A 26,604-nucleotide genomic window follows, 5' to 3' on the forward strand; every position below is an offset into this window, starting at 1 on the left:
TGGTAGGTGTTGCCAACGGAGTCGGCGGTGAAGGCGCCGGCAGTGATCAGGCCTTGTTTTTCGCCGGTAACCGACATGTACGCTGGTGTTGCCATGGGATGCTCTCCTTGCGGATAAAGTTAGGGTGCCCGGGAGGCGAAATCGCCCGGTGGGTGCCTGACTGTTATCAAGGAGCGTGCCAGCTTTTGCCAAGTCCCCGGGAACCGGGGACTTCACTGCTCTGTATCGCGAGTTTGAGCGTTTTTTGATCAGCCAGGTAGCTCAAAGTGCGCAAGAAGTTGCGCAGTACTGCGCAACTTCTTGCGCACTTGGCTGGAGGCCTTTAAACACATGGCCTCCAGCGGAATCGGTGAGCATTTTTACGAAACAAGTGCGCAACTTCTTGCGCAGTATGGCCAATCGCCGCTTTTCACGCGGATCGGGCGATTGTAGCGAGGCATTCCTCAATCGAACGTTGCTGGGTTTCGGCATACAGGCCCAACTCATCAATGGTCGAACGCCCCAGGGCCAGCTCGAACGCCTGTCGATTGGAATGCTCGCCATAGTGCGTCTGCGCCGCGTCCCCCAGGTTCGACTGAAAAATCCCTGCCGCACTGACTGGCAGGAAATCTTCGTACACCAGCGGTTCGGCTTTCACATAGCCGTCGCGTAATAACCCTTGCAGCGAAGCATCAGCGGGACGACTCGCCGCCAGACCTTTGTCTGTCAGGAAATAACGGAAATACGCCAATTCCTGCTCGCGCATGCCCTCGAGGCTGTCAGGGAATTCGCTGAAATGCCGGGCCATCAGCGCGTTGTAGCGTGAGGCGTTGGCTTCGTTGGGGAAATCGCCCAATTCATCGCGCGCCGCGTTCAGCAGCCGGTCGTACAACGCACGGCCCTTGGGGGTCAGCGCCGCGCCACGCTGTTCGATTTCGCCGAAGCGGGCGCTGTGGCTGCCGCGGGTTTGCGTCTGGTCGGTGAAGGCAATCGGTTCGTCCAGCGCCTTGAAACTGGTCTGACGCAACAGGATCGGATGCTGCCGACGCGGCGGGCCTTCGATCACCGCTTTGGGCGTGATGCCGTGCAGCGGCATCTGCGCCTGGACGATGTCGATGTCCAGCGTGCGTGGGGTCAGGTGGTTGATGTGCGGGCCCTTGAACGCGACGACATCGGCGATCAGGCGATGCTGGGCGCTGAGCGTCTGGTATTGCGCGGCGGTGACGGTGGCGCTGTGGTGCCAGCGAAAAGTCTCCAGCGCTTGCAGGACAAACTCCCCGGCCTCGGACTCATTCAGGCCGCCAGCAGATTCAGCCTGTTCGATCAGCCTTAGCGCCAATGGCGTAAAGATCGAACGCTTATCCAGCACCGATTGCGCGAAGTCCCGCAGCTCAGGATCTTCAATCAACTCCAGTCGCAGCAACGAAGTGAACACCCGGAACGGGCTGACCTGCAGCGCATCTTCATGCACCGCCCGGAACGCCGTGGAATGCACCGGCACCCCGGCAGGGGTGAGGTCGTAATAGCCCACCGGTTGCATGCCCATCACTGCGAACAAACGGGCGAGGGTGGCCAGTTCAGTGGCGGTGCCGACGCGGATGGCGCCGTGGCGCTCCATGTCCAGCCGTTCGATTTCGCCGGTGCTGTGCAGTTGACTGGCGACTTGCGGCTCGCGTGCCAGCACGTCGCGGTTGGTCTGTTCCACCAGTTCCATCAACGCGCCGTACAGTGGCACTTCTTCGCGGTACATGTCGGACATCGCTTTGGAGAAGCGCTGGCGGATCAGGTCGGGGCTGACGAAAGGCTGCACGGTCATGAAAAAAATTCCTGGCACGGTCACGTAAAGGATGTCGGAAAAGATCGCAGCCTTCGCCGACGCGGGCAAACGAAGAATCCTACGAACTTCATTCTGCCAACGACTGACCGTTTACCTGTCCTGGCGCGAGTTTTCCCCCAGAAACTCCCGATATAGACGTGCCGTGTTCGACGGCTGTTCGACCATCGGCATATGGCCGACGCCGTCCCAGACATCGACCCGCAAATTGCTGATGCCTTTGCTCCACACCGGCACGCTGCTGACGTCGATCAGCCGGTCCTTGCGGCCCCAGAGCAACAGCGCCGGGCATTTGATGTCCGGCAGTTTCGGTTCCATCGGCGGGCTGGCGCGAAAATCCCGGAAGATCTCTTCCAGTTCGTCGCGGCATTGTTCGTAGCGCTGGGCGATCGCGTCGAGCACCAGACCGGGCACCCACGGTGGCGAGGCCATGGTCATGGCATAGAAGCGTCGGAATTCTTCCCGGGAATTGATCAGAAACGGATTGTGCCCACGGGCGAGGTGGCGCTCCATGTCGCTGGGCTCGGGCGCGGTGACACCCGCCGGGTCGATCAGCGCCACCGAAGCAATGCGATCCGGGTAGGTCGCTGCCAGCCACGCGGCGATGTAGCCGCCCATGGAGTTGCCGATCACATGGACTTTCTCGACGCCGCAAACGTCGAGCAACTGGATCATGCGCTTGGCCTGCACCGGAATATCGTAGCCACCGCCGGCCTTGAAGCCGGTTTCGCCGTGGCCGGCCAGGTCCGGGATGATTACCCGGTACTGCCCGACAAAGTGCCGGGCGAAGCGCAGCCACAGGTTTTTTTCAGCGCTGTAGCCGTGCAGCATCAAAATGCTGCTCGACGCTTCATAAGGCCCGCCTTGCCAGGTCGACACGGTCATTTCGGCAATCGGCACTTCAATCTTGTGCAACCGGTACAGCCTGGCCTCCAGGGCCGCGCTCAGATCGTAGAGCCAGTGGCCGACCGCCGGGTAACTCAACCAGCTCCAGGCCACGAAAACCGCGAGGGCGACAAACAGCAAAAGCATCGTGGGTCTTCCTTGTTCAAGACAGAATGTGGTCGGCCGGTTTCAGCGCCCGGGTCAACCGGTGGTAGCTGAAACTGAAGCCGGGGAACATCGCGATCACATGACCGCTTTTGCTTTGATACCAACTGTGGCAGCCGCCGGTTTTCCAGACCGTGCGTTCCATTTCCCGGTGAATCATCTGAGTGTAGGTACGTTCTGCTTCGGGGCGAACCTCGATGCTGCGCAGACCATTGGCCAGCAAGGTGCGGATGCAGTCGAGGATGTAGTTCATCTGCGATTCGATGATGAACAGCGCCGAGGTGTGGCCGATGCCGGTGTTCGGCCCGGTGACGATAAACAGATTGGGAAAGTCCGGCAGGCTGGTGCCGAGGTAGGCGCGCGGGTACTGCGCCCAGACATCGCGCAGTTGCACGGCGTTTTTTCCGCTGACCGGGTAGGAAATCACGCCGTCGGTGGCGTCGTAACCGGTCGACCAGACGATCAGATCGACGTCGATGTGCTGGCCGTCCGTGGTGAGGATGCCGGTTTCGTCTAGGCTGGCGATGCCTTGCTCGCGGCTGTGCAACGTGACGTTGGGCCGGGTCAGTGCCGGGTAGTAGGTGCTGGAGAGCAGCACCCGTTTGCAGCCGATGGTGAAGTCCGGTGTCAGTTTTTTCCGCAACTCGGGGTCAGTCACCTGGCGCTTGAGAAACTTCAGGGCCTGGCTCTGCACCATGTGAATCGCCGGTTTCGAATATTTGAAGGCGATAACCCGGGTTTCGAACTGCCAGTAGATCATCCAGCGCAGCAGCTTGTAGGCCGGTTTCAGACCCAGCAGCCAGCGCTGGATTCGCCCGAACGTACGATCGGCACGGGGCAGCACCCAATGCGCTGTGCGCTGAAACACGTGCAATTGGGCGACCTTCGGTGCAATGGCCGGAATCACCTGAGCCGCACTGGCACCGCTGCCGACAATCGCCACGCGTTTACCGTGATAGTCGTAGCTGTGATCCCAATTGTTTGTATGAAAGGTCTTGCCCTGAAAGCGATCCTGGCCGGGAAAGTGTGGGATAACCGGCTGGCTCAGCGGCCCGGTGGCATTGATCAGGAACTGCGCATAAAAAGTGCCTTTGGTGCCGGTGTGTACGGCCCAGCGTTTTTCTGCGTCGTCCCATTCGACGCGCTCGACGTTGGCCTGCAGTTCCACTCGGTCGCGCAGGCCAAACCGCTCGACCACATGGTCGGTGTAGCGGTGCAGTTCCGCCTGTTCGGCGAACATCTGCGTCCAGCGGTAAGGCGCAAACGACAGGGAATACAGCGGCGACGGCACATCCACCGCCGCGCCGGGGTAGGTGTTCTGGCACCAGGTGCCGCCGAAGAAGTCGCGGCGCTCCAGCAAGCGAAAGTCGTCGATACCGACCTTGAGCAGGTTGACCGCCGCGCATTGGCCGCCAAAACCGCTGCCGATGATCAACACTTGATAGGTCTGCATGGGCCTCCTTCTTAGAGTCTTTTTTCCATTTTCTTACTTTCATGTATAGCCAATCATTTGCTCGCCGTGTGGTGCTGATGACGGGGTATTCGGCCCGCTGGCCGGTGATGGCTATTTGACGTTGCCCTGATAGACTCCCAATACATCGGGTCTGCGGTCTGCGCAGTGCCGTCGAGTGGTCGAGGCCCCTATGGGAAGAACGGGAGGAAAGGGACTTTCACTGGCCAGGAGGCTCTATACATCGCGAATCCTCGGGCTGGTTCTGGGGCTTTTGTGCGTGAGCGTCGCGATGTATCCACTCGATCCGCCGGCCTGGGTCTGGGCGGTGATGCTGTTCAACGCCCTGGTCTGGCCGCACCTCGCGTATCAATGGGCGCGCCGGGCGAAGGTTCCGTACCACGCCGAACACCGTAATTTGTTGATCGACGCCTTTCTCGGTGGCTTCTGGGTCGCCGCCATGCACTTCAATCCCTTGCCCAGTGCCACGACCATTTCGATGATGGCGATGAACAACGTCGCCATCGGCGGCCTGCGTTTTCTGCTGGCCGGCGCGGCGGCGCAGTTGCTTGGCGTCGGCGTCGGGCTGGTGGTATTTGCCCCCGCGTTCGTCCCGATGACCACGTCGGCACAGCTCTTTGCCTGTCTTCCTTTGTTGATGCTGTATCCGCTGGCGCTGGGCTGGATCTGCTTTCGCCAGGCCTACACCCTCGGCTTGCATAAACGCGAATTGCTGGCGCTGAGCCGCACCGACAGCCTCACCGGTCTGCTCAATCACGGCGCCTGGAAGGATCAACTGGAAGTCGAGTTTCAACGCTGCAAACGCCAGCAGAGCGGTGCGGCGATTGCGCTGATCGACATCGACCATTTCAAGGCGATCAACGACACCTACGGCCATGTGGCCGGCGATATCGTCCTGCGCCAGCTGAGCAAGATGCTCAAGCAGAACCTGCGCATGGCCGATGTGGCGGGGCGCTACGGCGGTGACGAATTTTGCGTGATCCTGCCGGACTTGCCGCTGTTCAATGCGGTGCAGGCGATGGAAGCCTTGCGTGAGCGTTTTTCCTTTCTGGTGTACGAACAGAACCCGGCGCTGAAAGTCAGCCTGAGCATCGGTCTGGCGGCACTCGATCCGGCCCAAGGCGACGCGACACGCTGGCTCGATGACGCCGACCAGGCGCTGTACGAAGCCAAGGCCGGCGGGCGTAACCGGGTGATTTGCTGCAGCGACGACAAGCCGCGGCGCGAGGTATTCGATTCGGCTTGAACGGATCGGGTGTCGCATCCGGGATGGAGCCTTGGGGCGATGTCAGGTACGGTTCAGTACCCGACACGAAACAAGGATTGATTCATGACGTTCAATTTCCGTCGTTCTCTGCTGGCCGGTCTGTCTCTCACTTTTGCAGCCTCCGGTGTCTTTGCCGAACCGCACAAACAAGTGCTGGCCGATGCCGAGCAATACAAACCCGAAGCCCTGAAGTTGCTCGAGCGCCTGGTCAATATCGACTCCGGTTCAGGGTATGAGCCGGGGCTCAAGCAAGTCAGCGAAATCGCCATCGACGAGCTGAAAAAGCTCGGCGCCACCATCGAGCTGGTGCCCAATACGCCGGAAAAAACCAACCACGTGCTCGCCACGCTCAAAGGCACCGGCAAGGCGAAAATCCTGCTGATGGCGCACATGGACACGGTGTTCAAGGAAGGCTCCGCCGCCGAGCGACCGTTTCACATCAAGGACGGCCGCGCCTACGGGCCGGGCGTGATGGACGACAAGGGCGGGATCGTCGCCGGCATCTACGCGCTGAAAATTCTGAAGAACCTCGACTTCAAGGACTACGCGCAAATCACCTTCCTGCTCGATGCCAGCGAAGAAACCGGCTCGGACGTCGCCACCGACCTGATCAAGAAAACCGCCAAACTTCACGACGTCACCCTCAACCTCGAACCGGGCCGTCCGGCGGATGGACTGGTGGTGTGGCGCAAGGGGAGCGCCACCGCGCTGGTCGAGGTCAAGGGCAAGGCCGCCCACGCCGGCGTCGCGCCGGAACTGGGGCGCAACGCGGCGATGGAGGCGGCGCATCAGATCCTGCAACTGGGCAAGCTGGGCGACGAAGCCAGGAAAACCACCATCAACTTCACCGTGCTCAAGGCCGGCGACCGCACCAACGTAATCCCGGATCAGGCCACGGCCAAGGCTGACGTGCGGGCGGCGGTGCCGGAGGAGTTCGACCGGATCGAGAAGGATCTGGCGCGGGTGTCCCAGGACAAGCTGATCCCTGAGACCGAAGTGAAGACTTCATTGCAACGCGGCTTGCCACCGATGCCGCAGACCGCGGAGTCGGATCGTTTGATGGCGATGGCGCAAGGGATTTACGGCGAAATCGGCCGCAAGTTGACCGAAGAAGGCAGCGGCGGGGCGGCGGATGCCAGTTTGTCGGCCGGGGTAGGGACGCCGACGCTGGACGGGTTCGGGATTGTCGGCGGCAACATTCATACGCCGGAGGAATACGCGGAGGTGGAGAGCGTGGCGCCGCGGATTTATCTGTTGTCGCGGATGATTATGGAGTTGGCGAAACGGTAACGGCAGGCAGCGGTTTCGCGGCGGGCGCCATGCGAGTGGACTCGTGATGGCGTCGGGCCGCTCTGCCTCTTTGTAGCGTGGTGCGAGGTTACTCTTTGACGCTCATGTATTCCTTGGCCCAGAGGATGTATTCCTCAGGCTGGGTGTAGGTGTGGGTCAGTTCGGTGGCGCTCAGGTCGGAAGCCTGGGTGAATATCTGGCGCTGTTCGCGAAGGCTGTCGTAGGTCGCCTTGATCGCTGCGAAGTAGGCACCGTGGCCGTCGATGGTCACGCGCACACCCAATTCGGCCAGGCGTTTGTCGTCGCGCAGCGCCGGGTTGCCGTAGGTCACCAGCATCAGCGGAACGGTCAGGTGTTCGGCGATTTGCTCAAGCTGATCGAAGTCCTGAATACCCACCATGCAGATACCGTCGGCACCGGCAGCCTGGTACTGCTTGGTGCGGCTGATGATTTCCTGGTTCGGCAGGATGCCGGCGTTGGTCCGGGCGATGATTGCCATTTCCGAATCGACCCGGGCTTCCAGTGCGGCGCGGATCTTGCCGACGCCTTCGGCGACGGTGATCAGGTCGGTGGATTTGCGGCCGAATTGTGCTGGCAGCAGGGTGTCTTCGATGGTCAGCGCGGCGACGCCGGCGCGTTCCAGTTCAACGATGGTGCGCATCACGTTGAGGGCGTTGCCGTAGCCGTGGTCGGCGTCGGCGATCACCGGCAATTGGGCGACGCGACCGATGCGGGTGGCCTGTTCAGCGAATTCGCTGAGGGTGATCAGGGCAAAGTCCGGAGCGCCCAGCACCTGCAACGAGGCGACCGAGCCGCCGAGAATCCCAACTTCAAAACCCAGGTCAGCGGCGATGCGGGCAGACATCGGATCGAACACCGAGGCGGTGTGATAGCAGGTGTCGGAAGCCAGCAGCTGACGGAAGTTACGGCGCAAATCTTGATGAGAAAGCCTGGTCATACGAGTTCCACCAATACAAAGGAATGGAAAGGCTTGAGCAAAGGTGTCAACGCCGAAGGTGAAAAGGCTATCACGCCAATGGGTCAAGGATCATGACGAATTAACGAGGAAGTTAACCAGGAAAATCCTGTTCAGGCTTTCTTGCTGCAGGCAGAGGCGCTCAGGCCGCTACCGCCTGCTGCTGTCGGTTGGGCAACGGCACTGCCCGCACCGAGTTGCCCGGCTGCAATTGCAGGCGTTTGGCGGTCAGGCGGTCGATCACCAGACTGCTGCCGACCCGGCGTCCCGCCGCCACGGTGATGCGGCAGTTTTCCAGGCGCCGGTTGTGGATCAGCCACAGCGGCGCCTGATCGTCCGGCGTGCCGATGCTCAGGCTCAGTTCCAGGCTGTCGCGTACGGTGCGGATATTGCGGATCGGCGCCTCGATGACCGGGCCGCCGTCGAAGATATCGATATAGCCTTTATGGGCAAAACCCTCGGCCTGGAGGATCTTCAGCGCCGGCTCGGTGTTGGGGTGGGCCTGGCCGATCACGGCCTGGGCCTGTTCGGTGAGCAGGCAGGTGTACAGTGGCTGGCGCGGCATCAGTTCGGCGATGAAGGCCTTGTTGCCCAGCCCGGACAAGTGGTCGGCGTGGCTGAAGTCCATCTGGAAGAAGTGCCGGCCCAGACTGTCCCAGAACGGCGAACAGCCTTGCTCGTCGGCACTGCCGCGCAGTTCGGCGATCATTTTTTCGCCGAACAGGTGCGGGAATTCGGCAACAAACAGCAAGCGCCCCAGCGATAGCAGACGTCCATTGCTGCCGTGGCGCTGGTCGTGGCGCAGGAACAGCGAGCACAGTTCCGATTGGCCGGTCAGTTCATTGTTGAGGAACAGCGTCGGGATCTGCCGCTGAATGCCCAGGTCCGGCGCCGAACTGACGGTCAGCCCGACCCGATAGTTGTACCACGGCTCGCGCAGGCCGACGGCCCCGGCCAGGGCGCTGACGCCGACCACGCGTTGTTCGTCGTCTTCAAGCACGAACAGGTAATCAGCATCGGCCCGCTCGACCTGCTCGGCGAACGCCCGTTGTGCCCAGCGCACCCGGTGGGCCAGGCGATCTTCGTTGGCGGGCAGGGTGGTGAACCCCGGGCCGGCCTGTTGCACCAGCGTCATCAACGCTGGCAGGTCGCTGACTTGGACCGGACGAACAATCATGCTGCAACTCCTTTTGCGCGCCTGCTCGGGCACTGTCGTTGGGTAGGGGCGCGGTTCACAGAGCGATCATCCGGATCGTACCGCCAGCACGGACGTTGAGCGCCGCGCACAGGGCCGGGTCAAGCGCCAGGGGCTGACCGGGCTGGAAATCCAGCTCGGCAACCACCGCCCGGAAGCCATGCAGGGCCTCATTGCTCACCAGATAGCGACCGCGGGCATCAATCAGGGATTGCTCCTGAACCGTGGCGGTCTGGCTCTGCGCGATCGAACGGATGTTGGCGGTGCGTGCATACAAGGTCGGGCCGGCATCGAACAGGTCGATGTAGCTGTTGGTTTCAAAACCTTCGCGCTCGAGGATGTCGAAGGCTTCCTGGCCGTCCGGGTGAATGCGGCCGATGCAGTCCTGCGCCGCTTGCGGCAGCATTGGCACGTAGATCGGGTATTGCGGCATCAGCTCGGCGAGAAACGTACGGCTCTGCAAGCCGCACAGGCGCTCGGCCTCGACGTAGGGCAGGTCGAAGAAATGTTTGCCCAGCGCATCCCAGAACGGTGAATGCCCTTGCTCGTCGCTGTAACCGACGATTTCGGTGATCACCGCTTCGGCAAAACGTGGCGCGTGGGCGGCGATGAACAGCAGGCGTGCCCGCGACAGCAATTCGGAAAACGGCGTGCGCACCAGCGCCGCGTCGATGTGGAAACCGCGCAGCAGTGTGTGCCCGCTCAGGTCGTGACACAGCGACAGCGCCGGCACGCCGTGCTCGATATTCAGCTCCCGCGAGGCACTGGTGAAGTGGCGGTTGCGCAGGCTGTAGAACGGCTCGTTGAAACCTGCGGTGGCGAGAATTTCCGAACAGCCGACCAGTCGATGGCTGTCGATGTCTTCCAGCACGAAGAAGTAGTTCTCCGGGCCCTGAGCGGCCGCATCGCTGTCGAACGAGGCGCAGGACGCGGCGATTTTTTCGCCCAGGCGTTCGCTGTCGTCCGGCAGGGACGTGACGCCTACCAGGCTGTCGCGCGCCAATTGTTGCAATTGAGGCAGGTCGTTTGGCTCGACTGGACGTAAGACCAGCATGGATGCACTCCTGTATCAAAAGGTTCGGCCCATTCGCCGAACCTGACTATCACTGTCGGTTTCCACGCGTTAAAGCGGCGGTCGCCTGATTTGTTGTCAGACGCCGCTCTTTTTCTTGTCAGCCATTGCTCGGGTCAGGCAGCGCGGTACTGGCGCCGAGCTTGTTCAGGAAGAACAGGTACACCAGACCCAATGCGATCCAGATCAGGCCGAGTTTCTGGGCATCGACGCCCATGTTGTACATGATGGCCGCGACGATGATGAAGCCGATCACCGGGCAGATCAGGTGACGGATCACCTGTCCGGACTTCTGCCGGCGCCAGTAGTAGTTGATCACGGTCAGGTGCAGCAGCATGAAGCCGCTCAGGGCACCGAAGTTGACCAGCGAAGTCAGGGTGTCCACCGAATTGATGAACAGGTAGCAGATCACCAGCGACAGCACGGCCACCAGATAAATGCTCAGGTAGGGCGTGTTGTGTTTCGGGTGCACCTTGGCCAGCACTTTCGGCAGCTTGCCGTCGCGGGCCATGCCGAACAGCAGGCGCGAGACCGCCGCTTGCGAAGTGATTGCCACCGCCACGCCCCAGGCCAGCGCCGTGGCCACACCGGTCAGGGTTGCGAGCCAGCTGCCAGCGGCGATTTCGGCGATTTCATAGAACGCGGTGTCGGCGGACTTGAAGCCCATGCCCGCTGCCAGATCGGTCGCGATCCAGGTTTGCGCAACGAAAATCACACCCATCACCACCAGGGTGATCAGCGCCGCTTTGCCGACGCTGCGGCCCGGATCGCCCTTGATCTCTTCGGCAAGGGTGGAGATCGCATCGAAGCCGAGGAACGACAGCACCGCAATCGACACCGCTTGCATCAGCAGGGCGAAGTTGAAGGTTTCCGGGTGATACAGCGGCGCCAGGGTCAACTGGCCGTTGCCGCCACCGTTATGCAGGGCGTTCCAGGCGTAGAACAGGAAAATCCCCAGGACAACAAGCTGTGCCAGCAGGAACACAATGTTCATGCGAGCGGTGAAGGTGATACCACGCAGGTTGACGAAGGTCGCGCTGACCAAAAACGCCAGAATGAAACCGACTTTCGGGATGTCCGGATACAAGTGGTTAAGCGCCATCGCCGCGTACACGTACAGCAGCGGCGGAATCAGCAGGTAATCGAGCAGCATCAGCCAGCCGGCGATGAAACCGACGTGTTGATTCAGGCCCCGTTGCGCGTAGGAATACACCGATCCGGCAATCGGAAAGGCTCGGGCCATGCTGCCGTAGCTGAGCGCGGTGAAGACCATCGCCACCATGCCGATGATGTACGCCAGAGGCACCATCCCCGGTGCCTCGGCGTTGACGTAGCCATACACGCCGAACGGGGCGATGGGGATCATGAAGATCATCCCGTACACCACCAGATCGGTCAGTGTCAGGCTACGTTTCAACTCCTGTTTGTAGCCGAACTCTTCTATTTCCATGAAGCGCAACTCCTTGTCAGCCAATCGGTCGTTTTAGTTGTTATATCGGTCCGTCGTTTACAGCATCAGCAGTGGTTACAACATTTTTTACAGCAGTGGTGCCAGATAATTCGCCCAGCGAGAAACCGCTTCCGGGCTGCGCAGAAGGTCGTTGCGCACTTCGATCAACACCGAATCGAGGCCCCGGGCATCGCCATGCACCGGCACGGTCATGTCGCCCAGCGGGTCGATCCTGTACGGCTGGTTGCCGGCGACTTTCAGCGGATGTCGCTCCAGACCGTCGAGCATCCGCTGGGCATAGGCCCGGGCCTGACCGAACAGCACGCCGACTTCCAGCTCCCGCGGCTGGCCGTAATACACCGGGGTGAAACTGTGAATCCCTACCACCCGCACCGGTCGACCTTCGGCCAGACGTGCATCGATCAGTTGTTGCAGGCGCGTGTGAAACGGCTTGAACAGGCACTGGCGACGGTATTCGCGGGTGGCCTCGTCGAGCTCGCGGTTGCCCGGCACCTGGTAGATCTCGCTCTGCGCCGGGATGCTGTCGGGCGCATGCCGGGGGCGATTGAGGTCGATCAGCAGGCGCGAATAGTTGGCGCTCAACAGCGTGGCCCCCAATTGCTCCGACAGTTGCTCGGCCAGCGCCAGGGCGCCGATGTCCCAGGCAATGTGTTCGCGCGCCGCCGTATCAGCCAGGCCCAGATTGTTCAGGGCCTCGGGGATGTAGCGGCTGGCGTGTTCGCACACCAGAATCAGCGGGTGCGTCGAATCTTCACGGCTCAGGTTGTAGACCGGTCGGGTGTACAACCCAAGCTCAACGGATTCAGTACAGGCGTGCATAGTGCTCACAAAGATCAGCGGGCGAGAGCTGTTCCGTCAGCGCCAGTTCCTCGGTTTTAAGGGCGAAAAAAGTATCGAGCAACGCGCTTGGCAGCGCTTCGACCAGCGCTTCACTGCGACGCAGGCAATCCAGTGCCTGGGCCAGGGAGGCGGGCAGGGCAACGATGCCCCGGGCCTTGCGTTGTTCGTCGTTGAGTGAATCGGGAATTTCATCGGTGATCGCGTTCAGCGCCAGACGCTGCTCGATGCCCAGGCGTCCGGCGATCAGCAGCGCGGCCATTGCCAGATGCGGCGAGGCGGTGGCGTCCATGGCGCGGAATTCCAGGTTGTATTGCTTCGCCACAGGTTTGTCGCCCAGGCTCACGGTCGGGCAGATGCGCAGCGCCGCTTCGCGATTCTGCTGGCCGAGGCAGGCGTAGGACGCGCTCCAGTGGTGCGGCTGCAAGCGTTCATAGGACACCGGCGTCGGTGCAGTGAACGCGCACAGTGCCGGCAAGTAATGCAGCACGCCCGCCGCCCAGTGCTGGCCGAGGGTCGACAGACCATTGCTGGTGCCGGCGTCGTAAAGCATTGGCTGCCCGGCCAGATCGAGCAGACTTACATGCAGGTGAACGCCGTTGCACACCGCGTCGGCCGCGGTCTTCGGCGCAAAGCTCAGATCCAGACCCATCTGCCGGGCGATTTCGCGGGTAATCTCGCGCACGTTGACCGCGCGATCCGCCGCCGCCACGCCAAGGGTAGGGCGGCAGGTGATTTCGTATTGATGCTTGCCGTATTCGGGCAGGAACATTTCCGGCTCGACGCCACCGGCGCGCAACGCACTGAGCAGCCAGCCACCGAATTCGGCGCCCTGGCGCTGGGCTTCGAGCGAGAACGCCAGATGTTCGGCAAACCCGGCGTGCAGGTTGAATTCGTGTTCGAACGCGGCGTTGATCTGCAGGCCAAGCTCATCGCGGTAGCGCTCGACCTCGTTGCGCAGCAGGGTGCGCGGGCACGCCGCCCATGGCCGGCCATCAGTCTCGCGGATGTCGCCGTGGATGAAATCCAGCGCTGGCGCTGCGGCGTCCGGGCCGTTGCCGACGGTGACGCGGCTGGTCAGATCGGGAATCAGCCGCAGATCGCCATACGCGCCCCACGGACTGGTCGAAGCGATGATGTCCTGCGGCGTCAGCGCGCTGTTGGCTGGCACCCAGCCGCAACCGGCGGCCTGATAATGCTCCAGCTCATCGGTGGGAAACGAGCGGCCACGGGTGACGCCGATCAGGTCGGTGGTGACGATGGTGGTCATCGGCAACGGCGACAGACGTTCGCTCATGGCTGCATCTCCTGCAACCGGCCGAGCACGGTGTCGGTGTCGGTGATCCAGCAGTAGCCCTTGATCGCGTTCAGGCAGGCGTCGTGGCGTGCTTCGGTGTAGGTCGCGCAGGCGTCCGCCACCAGAGTGACGAGGTAGCCACGGTCGGCGGCATCGCGCACGGCCATGTCCACGCACTGGTCGGTGACGATGCCGGCGATGATCAGGTGACGGGTTTCCAGATTGCGCAGCACGTAGTCGATGTTGGTCGAGTTAAAGACCCCGGACGAAGTCTTCGGCAGCACGATTTCGTTTTCTGCCGGGGTCAGTTCAGCGATGACCTGTGCCTGCGGGCTGCCCTTGGGCAGGTGCATGTCCGACAGCTTGTGATCCAGCGAGCGGTCGCGGCCGTCGACGGTCAGGCTTTCGATCAGGGTGTGCAGCACGTTCTGCCGAGCGTCGCGGAAGGCCTTGAGCAGGCGGACTTGATTGGGCACCACTTGCGAGCGCGTGCGGTTGAGGAAGTACGCGGCGTCCGGGCCTTCGAGGTGCGGGTCGAACTGTGGCTCGAGCCAGGCACGCTGCATGTCGACCAGCAACAGGGCGGAGTGGTCGGTGACAAACGGCAGGTCCCGTGGCGAGCGATGGGGAAGGCTGAACATCCTTATTTATCCTCCAGCAAGTGGGTGTCGAAGTCGTTGCGCAGGGCATCGATGCCTTCCAGGCGATCGGCCAGGTCCGGGCAGCGCAAGGTCAGGCAAGCGATCAGTGCTTCAACCTGAGCCAGCGCCGGGACCATGGTGTCGAACGGCGAGGCCGACTCCACCGGGGCGCTGATGATCATGTCGGCCAGTTCGCGCAGCGGCGAGGCATAGATGTCGGTGAACAGCACGACGCGAGCATTGTTGTTTTTCGCGACGCTGGCCACGCGCAAGGCCTGGGTCTGGTAACGGCGATAGTCGAACACCAGCACCACGTCCTGACGTTGCAGGTCGAACAGACGATCCGGCAGTTGCGCGTTGTCTTCCAGCGCAAAGCAGCCGGGGCGCAGCAGGCGCAAGTGATTGAGCAGGTAAGTTGCCATCAGGCTGCTGAAGCGCCCGCCGAAGCAGTAGACCTGATGCCGGGTGTCGAGCAGCCAGTCGGCGAGGATCCGCACGTCTTCCGGCTGGGTCAGGGCCTGGGTTTCGGCCAATAAATTGTGGCTGTGAGCCAGATAGTGACTCCAGGCGTCGTCCTTGTTCTGATGCGAGCGCGGCTGCAACAGGGTACGCGGCGAGCGCAGGCGGTGGTCCATGTCGCTGAGCAGGGCGTCCTGGAATTCGGCATAACCGCCGAAACCGAGCTTTTTTACCAGCCGCACGATGGTCGGATCGCTGACTCCGGCATGTTCGGCCAGGCGCGCCATCGGGCCAAGCCCGTTGCGTGGATACTGATCGAGCAAGGCGCGAACGACTTTGCGCTCCGACGGCGTCAGGTCAAGGCCGGGGTCGGTGATCAGGTCTCTTAAAGGGGGCATCCGGGCTCCTGCTGGATGGGGTGTTGAATTCGCTTCATAATCCGTTAAAACAGTATTTATGTAACTGACGCTACATGTCTAGCGAATTTTTCGCCGTTTAAACCAAGCCCCAAAATGGGGCGGAAAGCCCGTAACGCAAGGGTTACACGGATGTCGATCAGTCTTGTAGTCCATTGCCCATAGTGGTGTCAGACATTGCCGCTTTCACGCGCTCGGATCACCCAATCGACTTGCCCGGAGCATCCCGGTTTACGGCACAATTGCCGCTCCATCAGCGATTACGTCGATGACCGTCCTGTCTTCCAGCCGAGTGACTTCCCGTGCAGACCACCCGTTTGACATTGATCTGCCATGCCAGAACCGTCGCACAAAAATTGGCGTGTTTTCCTACGAACGAACCTGTTGAAGAGACGGCGATGGCTTCCTGCTCGCTGGCTTCGCGTTTCGACACGGAACTCCGTCTGATTTGCGGCCCTGAATTGCGTACCCGCCAGACGGCGGCGTGGTTTGGCCATGAAGCGCAAATCGATCAGGCTTTGCGTGATTGCGACTGGGGACGCTGGCAAGGTCAGTCGATCAAGGACTTGCAACGCAACGAACCCGAGGCCTTGCAAGCCTGGCTCGAAGATCCGCACGCCGCCCCCCATGGCGGTGAGTCGGTGGCGCAACTGCGCGAGCGAGTGGCGGCGTGGCTGTTTTCACTGCAAACCACGCCGGGGCACGTGGTGGCGGTTACCCATCCGTTCGTGATTCGTGCGGCATTGATGCAGGTCGTGCAGGGCGAGGCGTTTCACAGCCTCGATGTCGAGCCGCTGGCGGTGGTCGATCTGCGGTTTACCGGGCGCTGGCGGCTACGCTTGTCCGGCATGAATCTGGAAGGAGCAGAGCAATGAAGCGATTGCTGGTGATCGGCATCGGTGCCGGCAACCCGGACTACATCACGATGCAGGCGGTGAAGGCGCTGAATCGGGTGGACGTGTTTTTCCTGATGGACAAGGGCCAGAGCAAGGACAAGCTGATCGACCTGCGTCGCGAAATTTGCGAGCGCTACATCACCGATCGTACCTACCGTTTCGCCGAGGCCCACAGCCCGGAGCGCGAGCGCGGCGATGTGGACTACAGCGCCAGCGTCGATGATCTTAACCGCGCCAAGCAAAAAACCTTCGAACGGCTGATCAATGACGAATTGTCTGACGGGCAGTGCGGCGGTTTTCTGGTGTGGGGGGATCCTGCGTTGTACGACAGCACGATTCGTATCCTGCAGGCGATCCTGGCCACGGGGCAATGTGAGTTTGAATTCGACGTCATTCCCGGCATTACCAGCGTTCAGGCCTTGGCGGCACAACACAAGGTGCCGTTGAACACCATCGGCCGCTCGATTGAAATCACCACCGGCCGACGCCTGGCGGCGGGGCAGGTGAGTGACACGGACAGCCTGGTGGTGATGCTTGATGCTGAAGATTCCTACCACCAAGTGGCAGATCAGGAGACCGAGATTTACTGGGGCGCCTACCTCGGCACGCCGGACGAAATCCTCATCCATGGCAAGCTCGACGATGTTGCCGATGAGATCAAGCGGGTGCGCAAGGCTGCCCGGTCCGAGCATGGCTGGATCATGGACACCTATCTGTTGCGCAAGCCTTGATCTCACGACCAAAGCGCTCGCGATACACCGACGGCGGCACCCCGACCACGCTGCGAAACGCCACACGAAAGCTTTCCACCGAGCGATAACCGCAGCGCAAGGCGATCTGCTCGGTGTTCTGCGGCGTGCTTTCCAGCAATTCCCGGGCTCGGGCCAGACGTTCGTGTTGCAACCAGGCCTTGGGTGACTGGCCGCTGGCTTCGCTGAATTTGCGCAGGAAGGTGCGCTCGCTCATCGCCGCTTCGCTGGCCAGATCGCGCACTTCCAGCGGTTCGTGCAGGCGCTCGCGGGCCCACTGCATCACACGCGACAGATCGCTGCGCGGGGTCGGGCTGACCGGCGTCGGAATGAATTGCGCCTGACCGCCGGTGCGTTGCGGCGACATCACCAGCCGTCGCGCCACCGAGTTGGCGATCTGGGTGCCGAAGTCTCGCGCCACCAGGTGCAGGCAGGCGTCGATCCCCGCTGCACTGCCGGCCGAGGTAATCAATTGGCCGGAATCGACGTAAAGCACGTCCGGGTCGACATCAATGGCCGGGAAGCGCTCGGCCAGTTCTGTGGTGTATCGCCAGTGAGTGGTGGCGCCGTGCCCGTCGAGCAATCCGCTGGCGGCCAGCACAAACACGCCCGAGCAGATCGACAGTAACCGGGCGCCGCGTGAATGGGCACCATGCAATGCTTCAAGCAAGGCTTCCGGCACCGGCGCATTTCGGTCGCGCCAGCCGGGAATAATGATGGTGCGCGCCTGCGCCAACAACTCCAGCCCACCGTCGGCGAGCACCTGAATCCCGCCCATGGCGCGCATCGGGCCTTGATCGACGGCGGCGATGCAGTGCTCGTACCACGGGAAATCGAACTCCGGCCGGGCCAGGCCGAAGATCTCCACGGCGATGCCGAACTCGAAGGTGCAGAGGCCGTCGTAGGCCAGGATCGCGACCAATCCAGGTGAATCAGGCATTTGGCGGAAAATTCCCGGTGAGTGTCTTGTGCGCCACTGTAGCGGCCAGCGGCGGCTCGATAAAGTCCGTTCATCCCCACAGACAAAGGAGTGATTCAACATGCCCAGCCTGGTTCGCGAAATTCCTGCCGCCCCTTCGGCCATTGCCCTGATGCATTTCAGCAACCGTCTGACCTTCGAAACCGATTGTTCCGACGTCTTCAGCAGCCAGGAAGCCGGCGAAGTCGACTTTGTGCTGGTGGACGTGCGCGGGCCGCTGGCCTTCGAGCGTGGGCATGTGCCGGGAGCGATCAATATTCCGGGGCGTTTGCTTACAGCGGAAGGGCTGGCGGACTACTCGAAAAACACACTGTTCGTGGTTTATTGCGCCGGCCCTCACTGCAATGGCGCCAACAAGGCCGCGGTGAAGCTGGCGGCGTTGGGCTATCCGGTCAAGGAGATGATCGGTGGAGTGACCGGGTGGCTGGATGAAGGCTTTCAGTTGAGTGTCGCGACACCGCGCGTCACCGCCGCACCGATCGCTTGCGACTGCTGATAGCCGGAGGGTTGCCGCTTCGGCGGCAGCTTTTGTCGGCTTTGTCCTACAACCCTTGCACCGCTCCGGCGCACACTTTTCCCATGTGATGGCACTCGCCGATTTTCTGTAAGTATTTGTCGCTTAAAAACAATTTGCCCCGTGCGCGCCGCCATAGACTGCCGGCCACGTCGGTTTCTTTGCGCTACTCAGCCCAAGGCCGAACCTGACAATCGAAAGCTGCCAATAAAAGCCTCCGCACACGGGAGTAATAAATGAAAAAGCTGGTTATGTTCGGTGCCCTGGCACTGTCGATGTTGTCCCTGACCGCCGTGGCCGAAGACGCCAAACCGATCCGTATCGGTATCGAAGCCGGTTACCCGCCATTCTCGATGAAAACCCCTGACGGCAAACTGGCCGGTTTCGACGTGGACATCGGCGACGCGCTGTGTGAGCAGATGAAAGTCAAATGCACCTGGGTCGAGCAAGAGTTCGACGGCCTGATCCCGGCGCTGAAAGTGAAGAAGATCGACGCGATCCTGTCCTCGATGACCATCACTGACGACCGCAAGAAAAACGTCGATTTCACCATCAAGTACTACCACACCCCGGCGCGCTTCGTGATGAAGGCCGGCTCGGGCGTGAAAGACCCGCTGGTCGAGCTCAAAGGCAAGAAAGTCGGCGTGCTGCGTGCCAGTACCCACGACCGTTACGCCACCGAAGTGCTGGTGCCGGCCGGGATCGAGCTGGTGCGTTACGGCTCGCAGCAGGAAGCCAACCTGGACATGGTGTCCGGTCGTATCGACGCAATGCTGGCCGACTCGGTCAACCTGAGCGACGGTTTCCTGAAAACCGACGCCGGCAAAGGCTTCGAATTCGTCGGCCCGACCTACGAAGACGCCAAGTACTTCGGCGGTGGCGCCGGTATTGCGGTGCGTAAAGGCGATACCGCGCTGGCGGAGAAATTCAACGCCGCCATCAACGAAATCCGCGCCAACGGCAAGTACAAGCAAGTGCAGGACAAGTACTTCGACTTTGACGTATACGGCCATTAATACGCCGTAAGAAGAAAGTGGCCCCGTTTGCGCGGTGGCCACTTTTTTTTCGCCCGTGATTTATCCTGTCAGCACATTTCAATGCGGTCACTGCGTTGGCAGCGACCACAGAATTTCCGGAGTTCCCCATGCAACGCATCGACCATCTTCTGCCCTGGAGCCACCTGGGCAGCGAACGTTCCCTGAGCGTGTTCCGTTACGGCGCCGGCCCGCGCAAGGTTTACATCCAGGCCAGCCTGCACGCCGATGAACTACCGGGCATGCGCACCGCATGGGAACTGAAAAAACGCCTGGCCGAGCTGGAGAGCAACGGCCAGTTGCAAGGCGTGATCGAACTGGTGCCGGTGGCCAACCCGATCGGTCTCGATCAGCACCTGCAAGGCAGCCACATGGGGCGTTTCGAGCTGGGCAGCGGCAAGAACTTCAACCGCTCCTTCGTTGAACTCAGCGCGCCGGTGGCCGAACGCATCGGCGATCAGCTGGGCAGCGATGCCGAAGCCAATATCACGCTGATCCGCCAGACCATGGGTCAGGTACTCGACGAACTGCCGGCCCCGGCTTCGCAACTGGAGGCGCTGCACCGCCTGTTGCTGCGCCACGCCTGTGAGGCCGACATCACCCTCGATCTGCATTGCGACTTTGACGCCGCGATTCATATTTACGCACTGCCACAACACTGGCCGCAGTGGCAATCCCTCGCCGCACGGCTGAAGGCTGGCGTGGCGCTATTGTGTGAAGATTCCGGCGGCAGTTCGTTCGATGAATCCTGCTCCTCGCCGTGGTTGCGCCTGGCCCGGGCCTTCCCGAACGCGGCGATTCCGCCGGCCAACCTCGCCACCACCCTGGAACTGGGCAGCATGGGCGATACCCGCGTCGATCAGGCTCAGGCCAATTGCGAGGCGATCCTGGGCTTTCTCGCCGAGCAGGGTTTCATCAGCGGCGAATGGCCGAAAGCGCCGGACGAATGCTGTGAAGGCATGCCGTTCGACGGCACCGAATACCTGTTCGCACCGCACCACGGCGTGGTGAGTTTCCTGCGCGATGCCGGTGAGTGGGTCGAGCGCGGCGATGCGCTGTTTGAAGTGGTCGATCCGCTGAACGACCGCGTGACCACCGTGCGCGCCGGCACCAGCGGCTTGTTGTTCGCCATCGATCGCGGGCGCTACACCCAGCCGGGCATCTGGCAGGCGAAAGTGGCGGGGCGCGAGCCGATTCGGGTGGGCAAGCTGAGCAACGACTGATATCCCGTCCTCCCGATCACAGTGTTAGGCTCTGCCCCGAACCCTGCACTGTGTGAAGGAAGGCTTATGTTGAAGGTGTTTGCGCTGTTGACGCTGCTGGCGTCCACGGCCGTCCAGGCTCAGACCTCGCTGCAAAACGATCTGCCGCTCAACTACCTGGCCCAGGTGCACCCGGACGCCGAACCGCGTCCGCTGGTGATTTTCCTGCATGGCTATGGCAGCAACGAAGCAGACTTGATCGGTATGAAATTTCAACTGCCCCAGCAGTACAACTACCTGTCGGTGCAGGCACCGATGGCGTTGGGGGAGGGGCGTTTCCAGTGGTTTCGCAAGAAAGGCGAAGGTGCCTACAACGGCGAGACCGATGATCTGAAGGCCAGCAGCCAGAAACTGCGGGCCTTTATCGCCGCTGCGGCGCAGAAATATCACGCCCAACCGGAGAAGGTGTACCTGATCGGTTTCAGCCAGGGCGCGATGATGACCTATGAGGTCGGGCTGCGGCAGCCAGCGGCGGTGGGTGGTATTGCGGCGTTGAGCGGGCGGTTGTTGCCGGTGCTCAAGAGCGAGCTGAAGTCAGAGCAACAGCATCCGCGGCTGGACATCTTCATCGGCCACGGCACGGCGGATGACCGTGTGCCTTACAGCGGTGCCACCGAGGCCGATGCGTTGTTGCAGAAGCTGTCGTACAAACCGCAATTTCATGCCTATCCCGGCGTCGGCCACAGCATCAGTGCGGCCGAGCTTCGGGATTTGAACGACTGGTTGCAGCGACTCAATCCCTGAGCATCACTTTTCCTTGAGGATGGTTTTCACCAGCGCCTCGTGACCGCTCTTGTCGCTGGCCCGGGAAATCACCTGGACCAGCGCCATGCGCGTGCCGGAACCGGCCAGCAACGTGGTGTTGAGGGTCTGGCCGCCGCCCTGGGTGGCGGTGCTGTCGACTTGGCGCAGGCCCAAGCCGTTGCCTTTCTGGGTCAGGCTCTTTTCGCTGAGCTTGTTGAAGTCCGGCAGGGCCTTGCGCTGGGCGTCGATGAAGTCGGACACCGTGCCGTCGAGGAACGCACTGTCGTTGTCCTTGACGTTGTTGCCTTCGGGAATCTGGTTTTCGGCGGTGATGACCACGGTCTTTGTCGTTTGGTTGGTGTACATCGTGCCCTTGGCACCGGTCGGGCCGGCGGGCAGCGGGTCGGCGACAAAGCCGTTGGGCAGGACAAAGCTGAATTTGCCGTCGAGCATCGAGACCTTCTCGGTGACCGCCTTCTCTTTGGCCTTGGCCGCCTGAGCATTGATGGCGCCGAAACCGGCCACCACCGCCAACAACAGGACGGCGGCTTTCTTGCAAAGCAATGACATTTGAATCTCCGAGGGATGGGTCGCGCTTGGGCGGCGATCATCCCATGGAGGGTGCCTGGCACTCCAGCGCGGTTTGTCCGGTCGGGTTCAGTTCGGCGATGGCGCCGGCGCCGGTTTGGCCAACAGCTGCCGAGTGACGCCGAGCATCGCCACCGAAACGGCCACCGCCACCACGAAACCGCCGAAGCCCAGGTTCGGAACGGTCAGCGCCAACACCAGACAAAACGCCGAAAACGAATACATCCCCGTCGCCGTCGCGCGTAACAACGCGGCGGTAAACGCTGGGCCACGGGTCTGTTGGGAAAACACCGCCATCACGCTGCCGAGCACCGGAAACACGGCGAGCAAACCGCTCCAGCGTTCGCCGACGGTGCTGGCCAGCATGGTTACCACCAGCGTCAGCGCCGCGCCGGCAATCATCCGCCAGACCAGTTTGTCCGATTTCGGCGCCGGACCCCTGACCACCGGTTGCACCTTGGGAAACAGGTACGGCGCGGAAAGTAGGGCGGTCGCAGCAGCGGCGACCGAGAAGGGTAACGACGCCGGAGTCAGCGACAGAATCAGCGCCAGCACGGCCCAGACCGATAAAGAAACTATCAATGCCAGCGGCCAGTTCGCCCGCTGCGCCACCTGCGCATAAGTGACACAAAACGCGATCATCGCAAACATGGCCGACAGCGCCGCGACCGCCGATTGCGCGGCAAACGCCGGCCCTTGCTCGATGGCGAGGAAAAACAGAATCGGCCCGACCACCACCGGCAATCCCGACAGCCACCCGGCGACGCTGGGGCCCCAGCGCTTGCCCGCGAGGGAAATCAGCAGCAGGAAACCGGGAATCAGCAGCAGTTTGAGGATCAGCACGCAGGTGTCTCCGTCGGGTCAATGAGGGCCACGTTAGCATTGTCATTAGCGGATTGCTGCATATGCATGCAATAAATGTATACAAAATCATGGGTGTGATTGCCGACTATGCTCTGGGTATCAGGGTTTACCGGAGTCGATGCCGCGATGAGCAGTACACCGAAGGTGTTGCGTGGATGCTGCGGGATAGGCTTGTGGGCGTTGTTGCTGACCCCCACCTGGGCCAGTTGGCAAGACGTGGTGCCCGGTGCGCAAATCATTGGCACCGGCGATTTCAGCATTTTCGGTTTCGACGTTTACAACGCCCGGTTGTGGAGCGCCGCGCGTCCATTGGCCGATGGTCAGCCCTTCGCCCTGGAGCTGATCTACCGGCGCAGCGTGTCCCGCGAAGATTTGGTCAAAGCCAGCGTCGACGAGATCAAACGCCTGGCAGGCGCCTCCATCAGTTCTGCGCAACTGGCGGTGTGGCAGGCCCAGATGCAGCAATCGTTCGTCGACGTGCAGGCCGGCACGCGGATCACCGGGGTGTATCTGCCGGGGCAGGGCGCGCGGTTCTTTGTTGGCCAACAGTTGCAGCACGAGATCAACGACCCGTTGTTCGCCCAGGCTTTTTTCAACATCTGGCTGGATCCACGCACACGCAATCCCGAACTGCGCCGGCAATTGCTGGGTACTGCCCAACCTTGAACGCAGCACATCGGCGCTTGGGCCTGCCGACTGAAACGTCTAAGCTGCGCCTTTCGACTTGTTTCTGGATGTGTTTGTGAAGTTCAGCTTGCCCAAAATCGCCACGGCGCCGTTCTGCCCGCCGGAAGTGGCCGGAAGTGTCCCGGTCGATCCCAACGCCTCGTTCTTCAAACGCGTGCTGCGCTTTGCCGGCCCCGGTTTGCTGGTGTCGATCGGCTACATGGATCCGGGCAACTGGGCCACCGCCATCGAGGCCGGTTCGCGTTTCGGTTACAGCTTGCTGTTCGTGGTGTTGCTGGCGAGTCTGGCGGGCATGGTCGTGCAATGCCTGTGCTCGCGGCTGGGCATCGCCACCGGGCGCGATCTGGCGCAGCTTTCCCGCGAACGCTACAGCACTCCGACGGCGCGGCTGCAATGGGTGCTGGCGGAAATCTCGATCATCGCCACTGACCTTGCGGAAGTACTCGGCTGTGCGCTGGCATTTCACCTGTTGCTCGGCTGTTCGCTGACGTTCGGCATCGCCCTGACCGCATTCGATACGTTGCTGGTGTTGGCCCTGCAAAACCGCGGTTTCCGCCGGCTGGAAGCGATCATGCTGGTGCTGGTGGGCACTATCGGCGCGTGTTTCTTCGTTGAATTGCTGTTGATCAAACCGTACTGGCCGGACGTCGCCCAAGGCTTCAAACCCTCACTGTCGGCGATCAGCGATGCCGCGCCGTTGTACTTGGCCATCGGCATCCTTGGCGCCACGGTGATGCCGCACAACCTGTACCTGCACACCTCGATCGTGCAGACACGGCTGATCGGCAAGGATCTGGCCAGCAAGCAGGACGCGGTAAAACTGGCGCGTATCGACACCATCGGTTCGCTGGCGCTGGCGTTGTTGGTCAACGCGGCGATCCTGATTCTCGCGGCGGCCGCCTTTCATCAGTCCGGACACACCGACGTGGTCGACATCCAGGACGCCTATCACTTGCTCGATCCGCTGGTGGGCGGCGCGTTGGCCAGTGTGCTGTTCGGCGTGGCGCTGCTGGCTTCGGGGCAGAGTTCGACCTTCACCGGCACCATCGCCGGGCAAGTGATCATGGAAGGTTATCTGAACCTGCGGATCCCTTGCTGGCAGCGACGTCTGATCACCCGTGGGCTGGCGCTGATCCCGGCGTTCATTGGCGTGTGGCTGATGGGCGACGGCGCGGTGGGCAAGTTGCTGGTGTTGAGCCAAGTGGTGCTGAGCCTGCAATTGCCGTTTGCGCTGTATCCGTTGATTCGCATGACCAACGACAAACAACTGATGGGGCCGTTTGTGAATCGGTTGCCAACCAAGGTTCTCGCGTGGGGATTGTTTGTGGTGATCAGCGGCGCGAATGCGTGGCTGATTCTGCAGCTAGCGGCCTAGCGGCCAAACGCTTCGACCACAAAATCAATGAACACCCGGGTCTTGGCCGGCAGCAAGGTACGGCTCGGGTAGTACAGCGAAATCGCGCCGGCATCGCATTGCCAGTCGGGCAACAGCCGCACCAGTTCACCGCGTTCGATCTGCGCGCTGACATCCGGCAGCACCAGCATCGTCACGCCCAAGCCCAGCAGCGCAGCCTTGCGCATGGCCATCGGATCATTCAGCACGATGTTCGGGTTGAGCAGGGCGCTGGCCTGTTCGCCGGCTTCGTTGTGCATCTGCCATTGGCGCAGGCGCCCGGTGCGCAGGCCGCGCATGACGATGCCGTGGTGATCGGCGAGATCGGCTGGATGTCGCGGCAGTGTACGGCCCGCCAGATACGCCGGCGACGCCACCGCCAGCACTTCGGCGGACGACAATGGCCGGGCGACCACGCCGGGCGTCAGTTCGAAGCCGCCACCAATCGCCACGTCATAACCCTCGGCGATCAGATCCACCTGACGATTTTCGAAGTGCCATTCCGGGCGAATCAGCGGATAACGCGCCAGAAACTCTGGCAGCAGCGGCAGCATGTGATCGATGCCGAATGTCGGCGGCAGGCTGATCTTGAGCACACCCGCCGGCTCGCCGCGCTCGGTCGCCACCGTCGCAATCGCTGCCTGCAAGGCGTCGAGGTTGCCGCCGATGCTCGCCAGAAAACCTTCACCGGCCTCAGTCAGCGACAGCTTGCGGGTCGAGCGCTGAAACAGCCGCACGCCGAGGTTGCGCTCAAGGATCGCCACGTTGCGACTGACCGCCGCCGGAGTCAGCGCCAGTAACCGAGCGGCTGCGGAGAAGCTGCCGGTCTCGGCGCTGCGAACGAAGGATTCGAGATTGGCGAGGGTTTCCATGGATTTCGACCTGATAGTGATACTTGAAGATCATTCAAGGCATTACCGGCTAATCAAGTGGGAATGGCAAGCGCAAGATTCGTTTCGAGTCTTACCCCACTTTGAGGAGAACACCATGAGCACTATCGGAATCATCGGCGCTGGCGCCATCGGTTCAGCGTTTGCCAAAGCCTTGTCGCGTCAGGGCATCCCGTTGGTCATCGCCAACAGTCGCGGGCCGGAGACCCTGGCTGAACTGGTCGCAGAACTCGGCCCGACTGCCCGTGCCGTTACCCGTGAAGAAGCGGCGGCCCAGGACATCGTGCTGGTCGCGGTGAACTGGTCGAAACTGCCGACGGCACTGGCCGGGCTGCCGGACTTCGGCGGGCGGATCGTCATCGACGCCAACAACTCGATTGAAGCGCCATCGTTCAAACCGGTGGACTTGCAGGGTCGACCTTCCAGCGAAGTGTTCGCCGAGTGGGTGCCGGGCGCGCGGGTGGTCAAGGCGTTCAACCATTTGCTGGCGCGTTTGCTGGAAGCGGATCCGGCGTCGGAGGGCGGCAAGCGTGTGTTGTTCCTGTCCGGGGATGATGCGCAGGCCAAGGCTGAAGTGGGTGCGCTGATCGATCAGCTCGGCTTCTTCGGTATCGATCTGGGTGAGTTGAGCGTGGGTGCACGACTGGTGCAGTTCCCGGGCGGGCCGTTGCCGGTGCTGAATCTGGTGAAATTTGGCTGACGGCCGGGCAAAAAAATACCCGGTGCGACGTGAGTCGTACCGGGTTTGT

Annotated in this window: 26 protein-coding genes and 1 pseudogene; 11 read left to right on the forward strand and 16 right to left on the reverse strand. The window is 61.7% G+C overall.

Annotated features, from left to right (window positions below; genetic code table 11):
* The 4 genes and pseudogenes from CAG25_RS27485 to CAG25_RS27500 all read right to left on the reverse strand — a co-directional run.
* Nucleotides 1-95, reverse strand: a pseudogene (locus tag CAG25_RS27485) (type VI secretion system tube protein Hcp); the annotation flags it as partial.
* Between the two features lie 314 nt (nucleotides 96-409).
* A complete protein-coding gene (locus CAG25_RS27490; RefSeq protein ID WP_085613519.1) occupies nucleotides 410-1,795 on the reverse strand; it encodes a VOC family protein in 1,386 nt (461 codons plus the stop codon).
* A gap of 111 nt (nucleotides 1,796-1,906) precedes the next feature.
* Complete coding sequence (locus CAG25_RS27495; RefSeq protein ID WP_039767801.1) at nucleotides 1,907-2,845, reverse strand: alpha/beta fold hydrolase; 939 nt, start codon at nucleotides 2,843-2,845, stop codon at nucleotides 1,907-1,909.
* Nucleotides 2,846-2,861: 16 nt separating this feature from the next.
* Entirely contained in the window at nucleotides 2,862-4,316 is a 1,455-nt protein-coding gene (locus CAG25_RS27500; RefSeq protein ID WP_085613520.1) for an NAD(P)/FAD-dependent oxidoreductase, read from the reverse strand.
* Nucleotides 4,317-4,506: 190 nt separating this feature from the next.
* On the opposite strand from CAG25_RS27500, the gene CAG25_RS27505 reads away from it, so the two are divergent.
* Complete coding sequence (locus tag CAG25_RS27505) at nucleotides 4,507-5,580, forward strand: diguanylate cyclase (RefSeq protein ID WP_085613521.1); 1,074 nt, start codon at nucleotides 4,507-4,509, stop codon at nucleotides 5,578-5,580.
* 84 nt (nucleotides 5,581-5,664) lie between these two features.
* Nucleotides 5,665-6,891 (forward strand): M20/M25/M40 family metallo-hydrolase, encoded by a 1,227-nt coding sequence (locus CAG25_RS27510; protein ID WP_085613522.1) that lies wholly within the window; start codon nucleotides 5,665-5,667, stop codon nucleotides 6,889-6,891.
* A gap of 88 nt (nucleotides 6,892-6,979) precedes the next feature.
* Here the strand turns inward: CAG25_RS27510 and CAG25_RS27515 are convergent, their stop codons facing one another.
* The 8 genes from CAG25_RS27515 to CAG25_RS27550 all read right to left on the reverse strand — a co-directional run bounded on the left by CAG25_RS27515 (nucleotide 6,980) and on the right by CAG25_RS27550 (nucleotide 15,237).
* Nucleotides 6,980-7,849, reverse strand: a complete 870-nt coding sequence (locus CAG25_RS27515; RefSeq protein WP_007956238.1) for an oxaloacetate decarboxylase — start codon at nucleotides 7,847-7,849, stop codon at nucleotides 6,980-6,982.
* 160 nt (nucleotides 7,850-8,009) lie between these two features.
* On the reverse strand, nucleotides 8,010-9,044 hold the full coding sequence (gene astA, locus CAG25_RS27520) for an arginine N-succinyltransferase (protein WP_085613523.1): 1,035 nt from the start codon (nucleotides 9,042-9,044) through the stop codon (nucleotides 8,010-8,012).
* 55 nt (nucleotides 9,045-9,099) lie between these two features.
* Nucleotides 9,100-10,116, reverse strand: a complete 1,017-nt coding sequence (locus CAG25_RS27525; RefSeq protein ID WP_085613524.1) for an arginine N-succinyltransferase — start codon at nucleotides 10,114-10,116, stop codon at nucleotides 9,100-9,102.
* Nucleotides 10,117-10,234: 118 nt separating this feature from the next.
* A complete protein-coding gene (locus CAG25_RS27530; RefSeq protein WP_011333496.1) occupies nucleotides 10,235-11,584 on the reverse strand; it encodes an APC family permease in 1,350 nt (449 codons plus the stop codon).
* An 87-nt stretch (nucleotides 11,585-11,671) separates the two neighbouring features.
* Nucleotides 11,672-12,424 carry an N-formylglutamate amidohydrolase gene (locus CAG25_RS27535; protein ID WP_064595283.1) on the reverse strand — a complete coding sequence of 251 codons (753 nt, stop codon included), beginning with the start codon at nucleotides 12,422-12,424 and terminating at the stop codon, nucleotides 11,672-11,674.
* Entirely contained in the window at nucleotides 12,408-13,739 is a 1,332-nt protein-coding gene (locus CAG25_RS27540; RefSeq protein ID WP_085613525.1) for a glutamine synthetase, read from the reverse strand. The genes CAG25_RS27535 and CAG25_RS27540 overlap by 17 nt, the downstream gene beginning before the upstream one ends.
* Entirely contained in the window at nucleotides 13,736-14,380 is a 645-nt protein-coding gene (locus CAG25_RS27545) for an isochorismatase family cysteine hydrolase (protein WP_085613526.1), read from the reverse strand. Before CAG25_RS27545 ends, CAG25_RS27540 begins: the two co-directional genes overlap by 4 nt.
* A 2-nt stretch (nucleotides 14,381-14,382) precedes the next feature.
* On the reverse strand, nucleotides 14,383-15,237 hold the full coding sequence (locus CAG25_RS27550) for a MurR/RpiR family transcriptional regulator (RefSeq protein WP_085613527.1): 855 nt from the start codon (nucleotides 15,235-15,237) through the stop codon (nucleotides 14,383-14,385).
* Nucleotides 15,238-15,557: 320 nt separating this feature from the next.
* Here CAG25_RS27550 and CAG25_RS27555 point away from each other — a divergent pair, with 320 nt between their 5' ends.
* Nucleotides 15,558-16,130 (forward strand): histidine phosphatase family protein, encoded by a 573-nt coding sequence (locus tag CAG25_RS27555; protein WP_085613528.1) that lies wholly within the window; start codon nucleotides 15,558-15,560, stop codon nucleotides 16,128-16,130.
* On the forward strand, nucleotides 16,127-16,882 hold the full coding sequence (gene cobF / locus CAG25_RS27560) for a precorrin-6A synthase (deacetylating) (protein ID WP_085613529.1): 756 nt from the start codon (nucleotides 16,127-16,129) through the stop codon (nucleotides 16,880-16,882). Before CAG25_RS27555 ends, cobF begins: the two co-directional genes overlap by 4 nt.
* Here cobF and ftrA read toward each other — a convergent pair.
* Nucleotides 16,851-17,840: a transcriptional regulator FtrA gene (gene ftrA, locus CAG25_RS27565; RefSeq protein WP_085613530.1), complete on the reverse strand. Its 990-nt coding sequence runs from the start codon at nucleotides 17,838-17,840 to the stop codon at nucleotides 16,851-16,853. The two genes, cobF and ftrA, sit on opposite strands and share 32 nt — an antisense overlap.
* Before the next feature lie 100 nt (nucleotides 17,841-17,940).
* Here ftrA and CAG25_RS27570 point away from each other — a divergent pair, with 100 nt between their 5' ends.
* The 4 genes from CAG25_RS27570 (at nucleotide 17,941) to CAG25_RS27585 (ending at nucleotide 21,433) form a co-directional block, all read left to right on the forward strand.
* Nucleotides 17,941-18,375, forward strand: a complete 435-nt coding sequence (locus CAG25_RS27570) for a rhodanese-like domain-containing protein (RefSeq protein ID WP_085613531.1) — start codon at nucleotides 17,941-17,943, stop codon at nucleotides 18,373-18,375.
* Between the two features lie 254 nt (nucleotides 18,376-18,629).
* Entirely contained in the window at nucleotides 18,630-19,409 is a 780-nt protein-coding gene (locus CAG25_RS27575) for an ABC transporter substrate-binding protein (RefSeq protein WP_085613532.1), read from the forward strand.
* Nucleotides 19,410-19,537: 128 nt separating this feature from the next.
* Complete coding sequence (locus tag CAG25_RS27580) at nucleotides 19,538-20,650, forward strand: succinylglutamate desuccinylase/aspartoacylase family protein (protein WP_085613533.1); 1,113 nt, start codon at nucleotides 19,538-19,540, stop codon at nucleotides 20,648-20,650.
* Nucleotides 20,651-20,716: 66 nt separating this feature from the next.
* The gene (locus CAG25_RS27585) at nucleotides 20,717-21,433 is read left to right on the forward strand and encodes an alpha/beta hydrolase (protein ID WP_085613534.1); all 717 of its coding nucleotides are present in this window, start codon (nucleotides 20,717-20,719) and stop codon (nucleotides 21,431-21,433) included.
* Between the two features lie 3 nt (nucleotides 21,434-21,436).
* Here CAG25_RS27585 and CAG25_RS27590 read toward each other — a convergent pair whose 3' ends face one another.
* Together CAG25_RS27590 and CAG25_RS27595 are read right to left on the reverse strand one after the other, a co-directional pair.
* Complete coding sequence (locus CAG25_RS27590; RefSeq protein WP_085613535.1) at nucleotides 21,437-22,003, reverse strand: hypothetical protein; 567 nt, start codon at nucleotides 22,001-22,003, stop codon at nucleotides 21,437-21,439.
* A gap of 87 nt (nucleotides 22,004-22,090) precedes the next feature.
* Entirely contained in the window at nucleotides 22,091-22,864 is a 774-nt protein-coding gene (locus CAG25_RS27595) for a hypothetical protein (RefSeq protein WP_064595311.1), read from the reverse strand.
* Nucleotides 22,865-23,011: 147 nt separating this feature from the next.
* Here CAG25_RS27595 and CAG25_RS27600 point away from each other — a divergent pair, with 147 nt between their 5' ends.
* Both CAG25_RS27600 and CAG25_RS27605 read left to right on the forward strand, forming a co-directional pair.
* Entirely contained in the window at nucleotides 23,012-23,551 is a 540-nt protein-coding gene (locus tag CAG25_RS27600; RefSeq protein WP_085613536.1) for a chalcone isomerase family protein, read from the forward strand.
* Between the two features lie 76 nt (nucleotides 23,552-23,627).
* Complete coding sequence (locus tag CAG25_RS27605; protein ID WP_007956264.1) at nucleotides 23,628-24,947, forward strand: Nramp family divalent metal transporter; 1,320 nt, start codon at nucleotides 23,628-23,630, stop codon at nucleotides 24,945-24,947.
* Here the strand turns inward: CAG25_RS27605 and CAG25_RS27610 are convergent.
* Nucleotides 24,944-25,837, reverse strand: coding sequence for a LysR family transcriptional regulator (locus CAG25_RS27610; protein ID WP_064595319.1), 894 nt, complete (start codon nucleotides 25,835-25,837; stop codon nucleotides 24,944-24,946). The two genes, CAG25_RS27605 and CAG25_RS27610, sit on opposite strands and share 4 nt — an antisense overlap.
* 115 nt (nucleotides 25,838-25,952) lie before the next feature.
* Between CAG25_RS27610 and CAG25_RS27615 the strand changes: the two genes are divergently transcribed.
* Nucleotides 25,953-26,555 carry an NADPH-dependent F420 reductase gene (locus tag CAG25_RS27615; protein ID WP_085613537.1) on the forward strand — a complete coding sequence of 201 codons (603 nt, stop codon included), beginning with the start codon at nucleotides 25,953-25,955 and terminating at the stop codon, nucleotides 26,553-26,555.
* Nucleotides 26,556-26,604: the final 49 nt, after the last annotated feature.

This window comes from Pseudomonas sp. B16(2017), assembly GCF_002113205.1.
Classification (GTDB): domain Bacteria; phylum Pseudomonadota; class Gammaproteobacteria; order Pseudomonadales; family Pseudomonadaceae; genus Aquipseudomonas; species Aquipseudomonas pharyngis.

What these genes read in the sequence shown, in the direction of transcription:
- CAG25_RS27490 (WP_085613519.1), bottom strand. Translation starts at nt 1,795, where the DNA reads ATGACCGTGCAGCCTTTCGTCAGCCCCGACCTGATCCGCCAGCGCTTC.
- CAG25_RS27495 (WP_039767801.1), bottom strand. Translation starts at nt 2,845, where the DNA reads ATGCTTTTGCTGTTTGTCGCCCTCGCGGTTTTCGTGGCCTGGAGCTGG.
- CAG25_RS27500 (WP_085613520.1), bottom strand. Translation starts at nt 4,316, where the DNA reads ATGCAGACCTATCAAGTGTTGATCATCGGCAGCGGTTTTGGCGGCCAA.
- CAG25_RS27505 (WP_085613521.1), top strand. Translation starts at nt 4,507, where the DNA reads ATGGGAAGAACGGGAGGAAAGGGACTTTCACTGGCCAGGAGGCTCTAT.
- CAG25_RS27510 (WP_085613522.1), top strand. Translation starts at nt 5,665, where the DNA reads ATGACGTTCAATTTCCGTCGTTCTCTGCTGGCCGGTCTGTCTCTCACT.
- CAG25_RS27515 (WP_007956238.1), bottom strand. Translation starts at nt 7,849, where the DNA reads ATGACCAGGCTTTCTCATCAAGATTTGCGCCGTAACTTCCGTCAGCTG.
- astA (WP_085613523.1), bottom strand. Translation starts at nt 9,044, where the DNA reads ATGATTGTTCGTCCGGTCCAAGTCAGCGACCTGCCAGCGTTGATGACG.
- CAG25_RS27525 (WP_085613524.1), bottom strand. Translation starts at nt 10,116, where the DNA reads ATGCTGGTCTTACGTCCAGTCGAGCCAAACGACCTGCCTCAATTGCAA.
- CAG25_RS27530 (WP_011333496.1), bottom strand. Translation starts at nt 11,584, where the DNA reads ATGGAAATAGAAGAGTTCGGCTACAAACAGGAGTTGAAACGTAGCCTG.
- CAG25_RS27535 (WP_064595283.1), bottom strand. Translation starts at nt 12,424, where the DNA reads ATGCACGCCTGTACTGAATCCGTTGAGCTTGGGTTGTACACCCGACCG.
- CAG25_RS27540 (WP_085613525.1), bottom strand. Translation starts at nt 13,739, where the DNA reads ATGAGCGAACGTCTGTCGCCGTTGCCGATGACCACCATCGTCACCACC.
- CAG25_RS27545 (WP_085613526.1), bottom strand. Translation starts at nt 14,380, where the DNA reads ATGTTCAGCCTTCCCCATCGCTCGCCACGGGACCTGCCGTTTGTCACC.
- CAG25_RS27550 (WP_085613527.1), bottom strand. Translation starts at nt 15,237, where the DNA reads ATGCCCCCTTTAAGAGACCTGATCACCGACCCCGGCCTTGACCTGACG.
- cobF (WP_085613529.1), top strand. Translation starts at nt 16,127, where the DNA reads ATGAAGCGATTGCTGGTGATCGGCATCGGTGCCGGCAACCCGGACTAC.
- ftrA (WP_085613530.1), bottom strand. Translation starts at nt 17,840, where the DNA reads ATGCCTGATTCACCTGGATTGGTCGCGATCCTGGCCTACGACGGCCTC.
- CAG25_RS27570 (WP_085613531.1), top strand. Translation starts at nt 17,941, where the DNA reads ATGCCCAGCCTGGTTCGCGAAATTCCTGCCGCCCCTTCGGCCATTGCC.
- CAG25_RS27575 (WP_085613532.1), top strand. Translation starts at nt 18,630, where the DNA reads ATGAAAAAGCTGGTTATGTTCGGTGCCCTGGCACTGTCGATGTTGTCC.
- CAG25_RS27580 (WP_085613533.1), top strand. Translation starts at nt 19,538, where the DNA reads ATGCAACGCATCGACCATCTTCTGCCCTGGAGCCACCTGGGCAGCGAA.
- CAG25_RS27585 (WP_085613534.1), top strand. Translation starts at nt 20,717, where the DNA reads ATGTTGAAGGTGTTTGCGCTGTTGACGCTGCTGGCGTCCACGGCCGTC.
- CAG25_RS27590 (WP_085613535.1), bottom strand. Translation starts at nt 22,003, where the DNA reads ATGTCATTGCTTTGCAAGAAAGCCGCCGTCCTGTTGTTGGCGGTGGTG.
- CAG25_RS27600 (WP_085613536.1), top strand. Translation starts at nt 23,012, where the DNA reads ATGAGCAGTACACCGAAGGTGTTGCGTGGATGCTGCGGGATAGGCTTG.
- CAG25_RS27610 (WP_064595319.1), bottom strand. Translation starts at nt 25,837, where the DNA reads ATGGAAACCCTCGCCAATCTCGAATCCTTCGTTCGCAGCGCCGAGACC.
- CAG25_RS27615 (WP_085613537.1), top strand. Translation starts at nt 25,953, where the DNA reads ATGAGCACTATCGGAATCATCGGCGCTGGCGCCATCGGTTCAGCGTTT.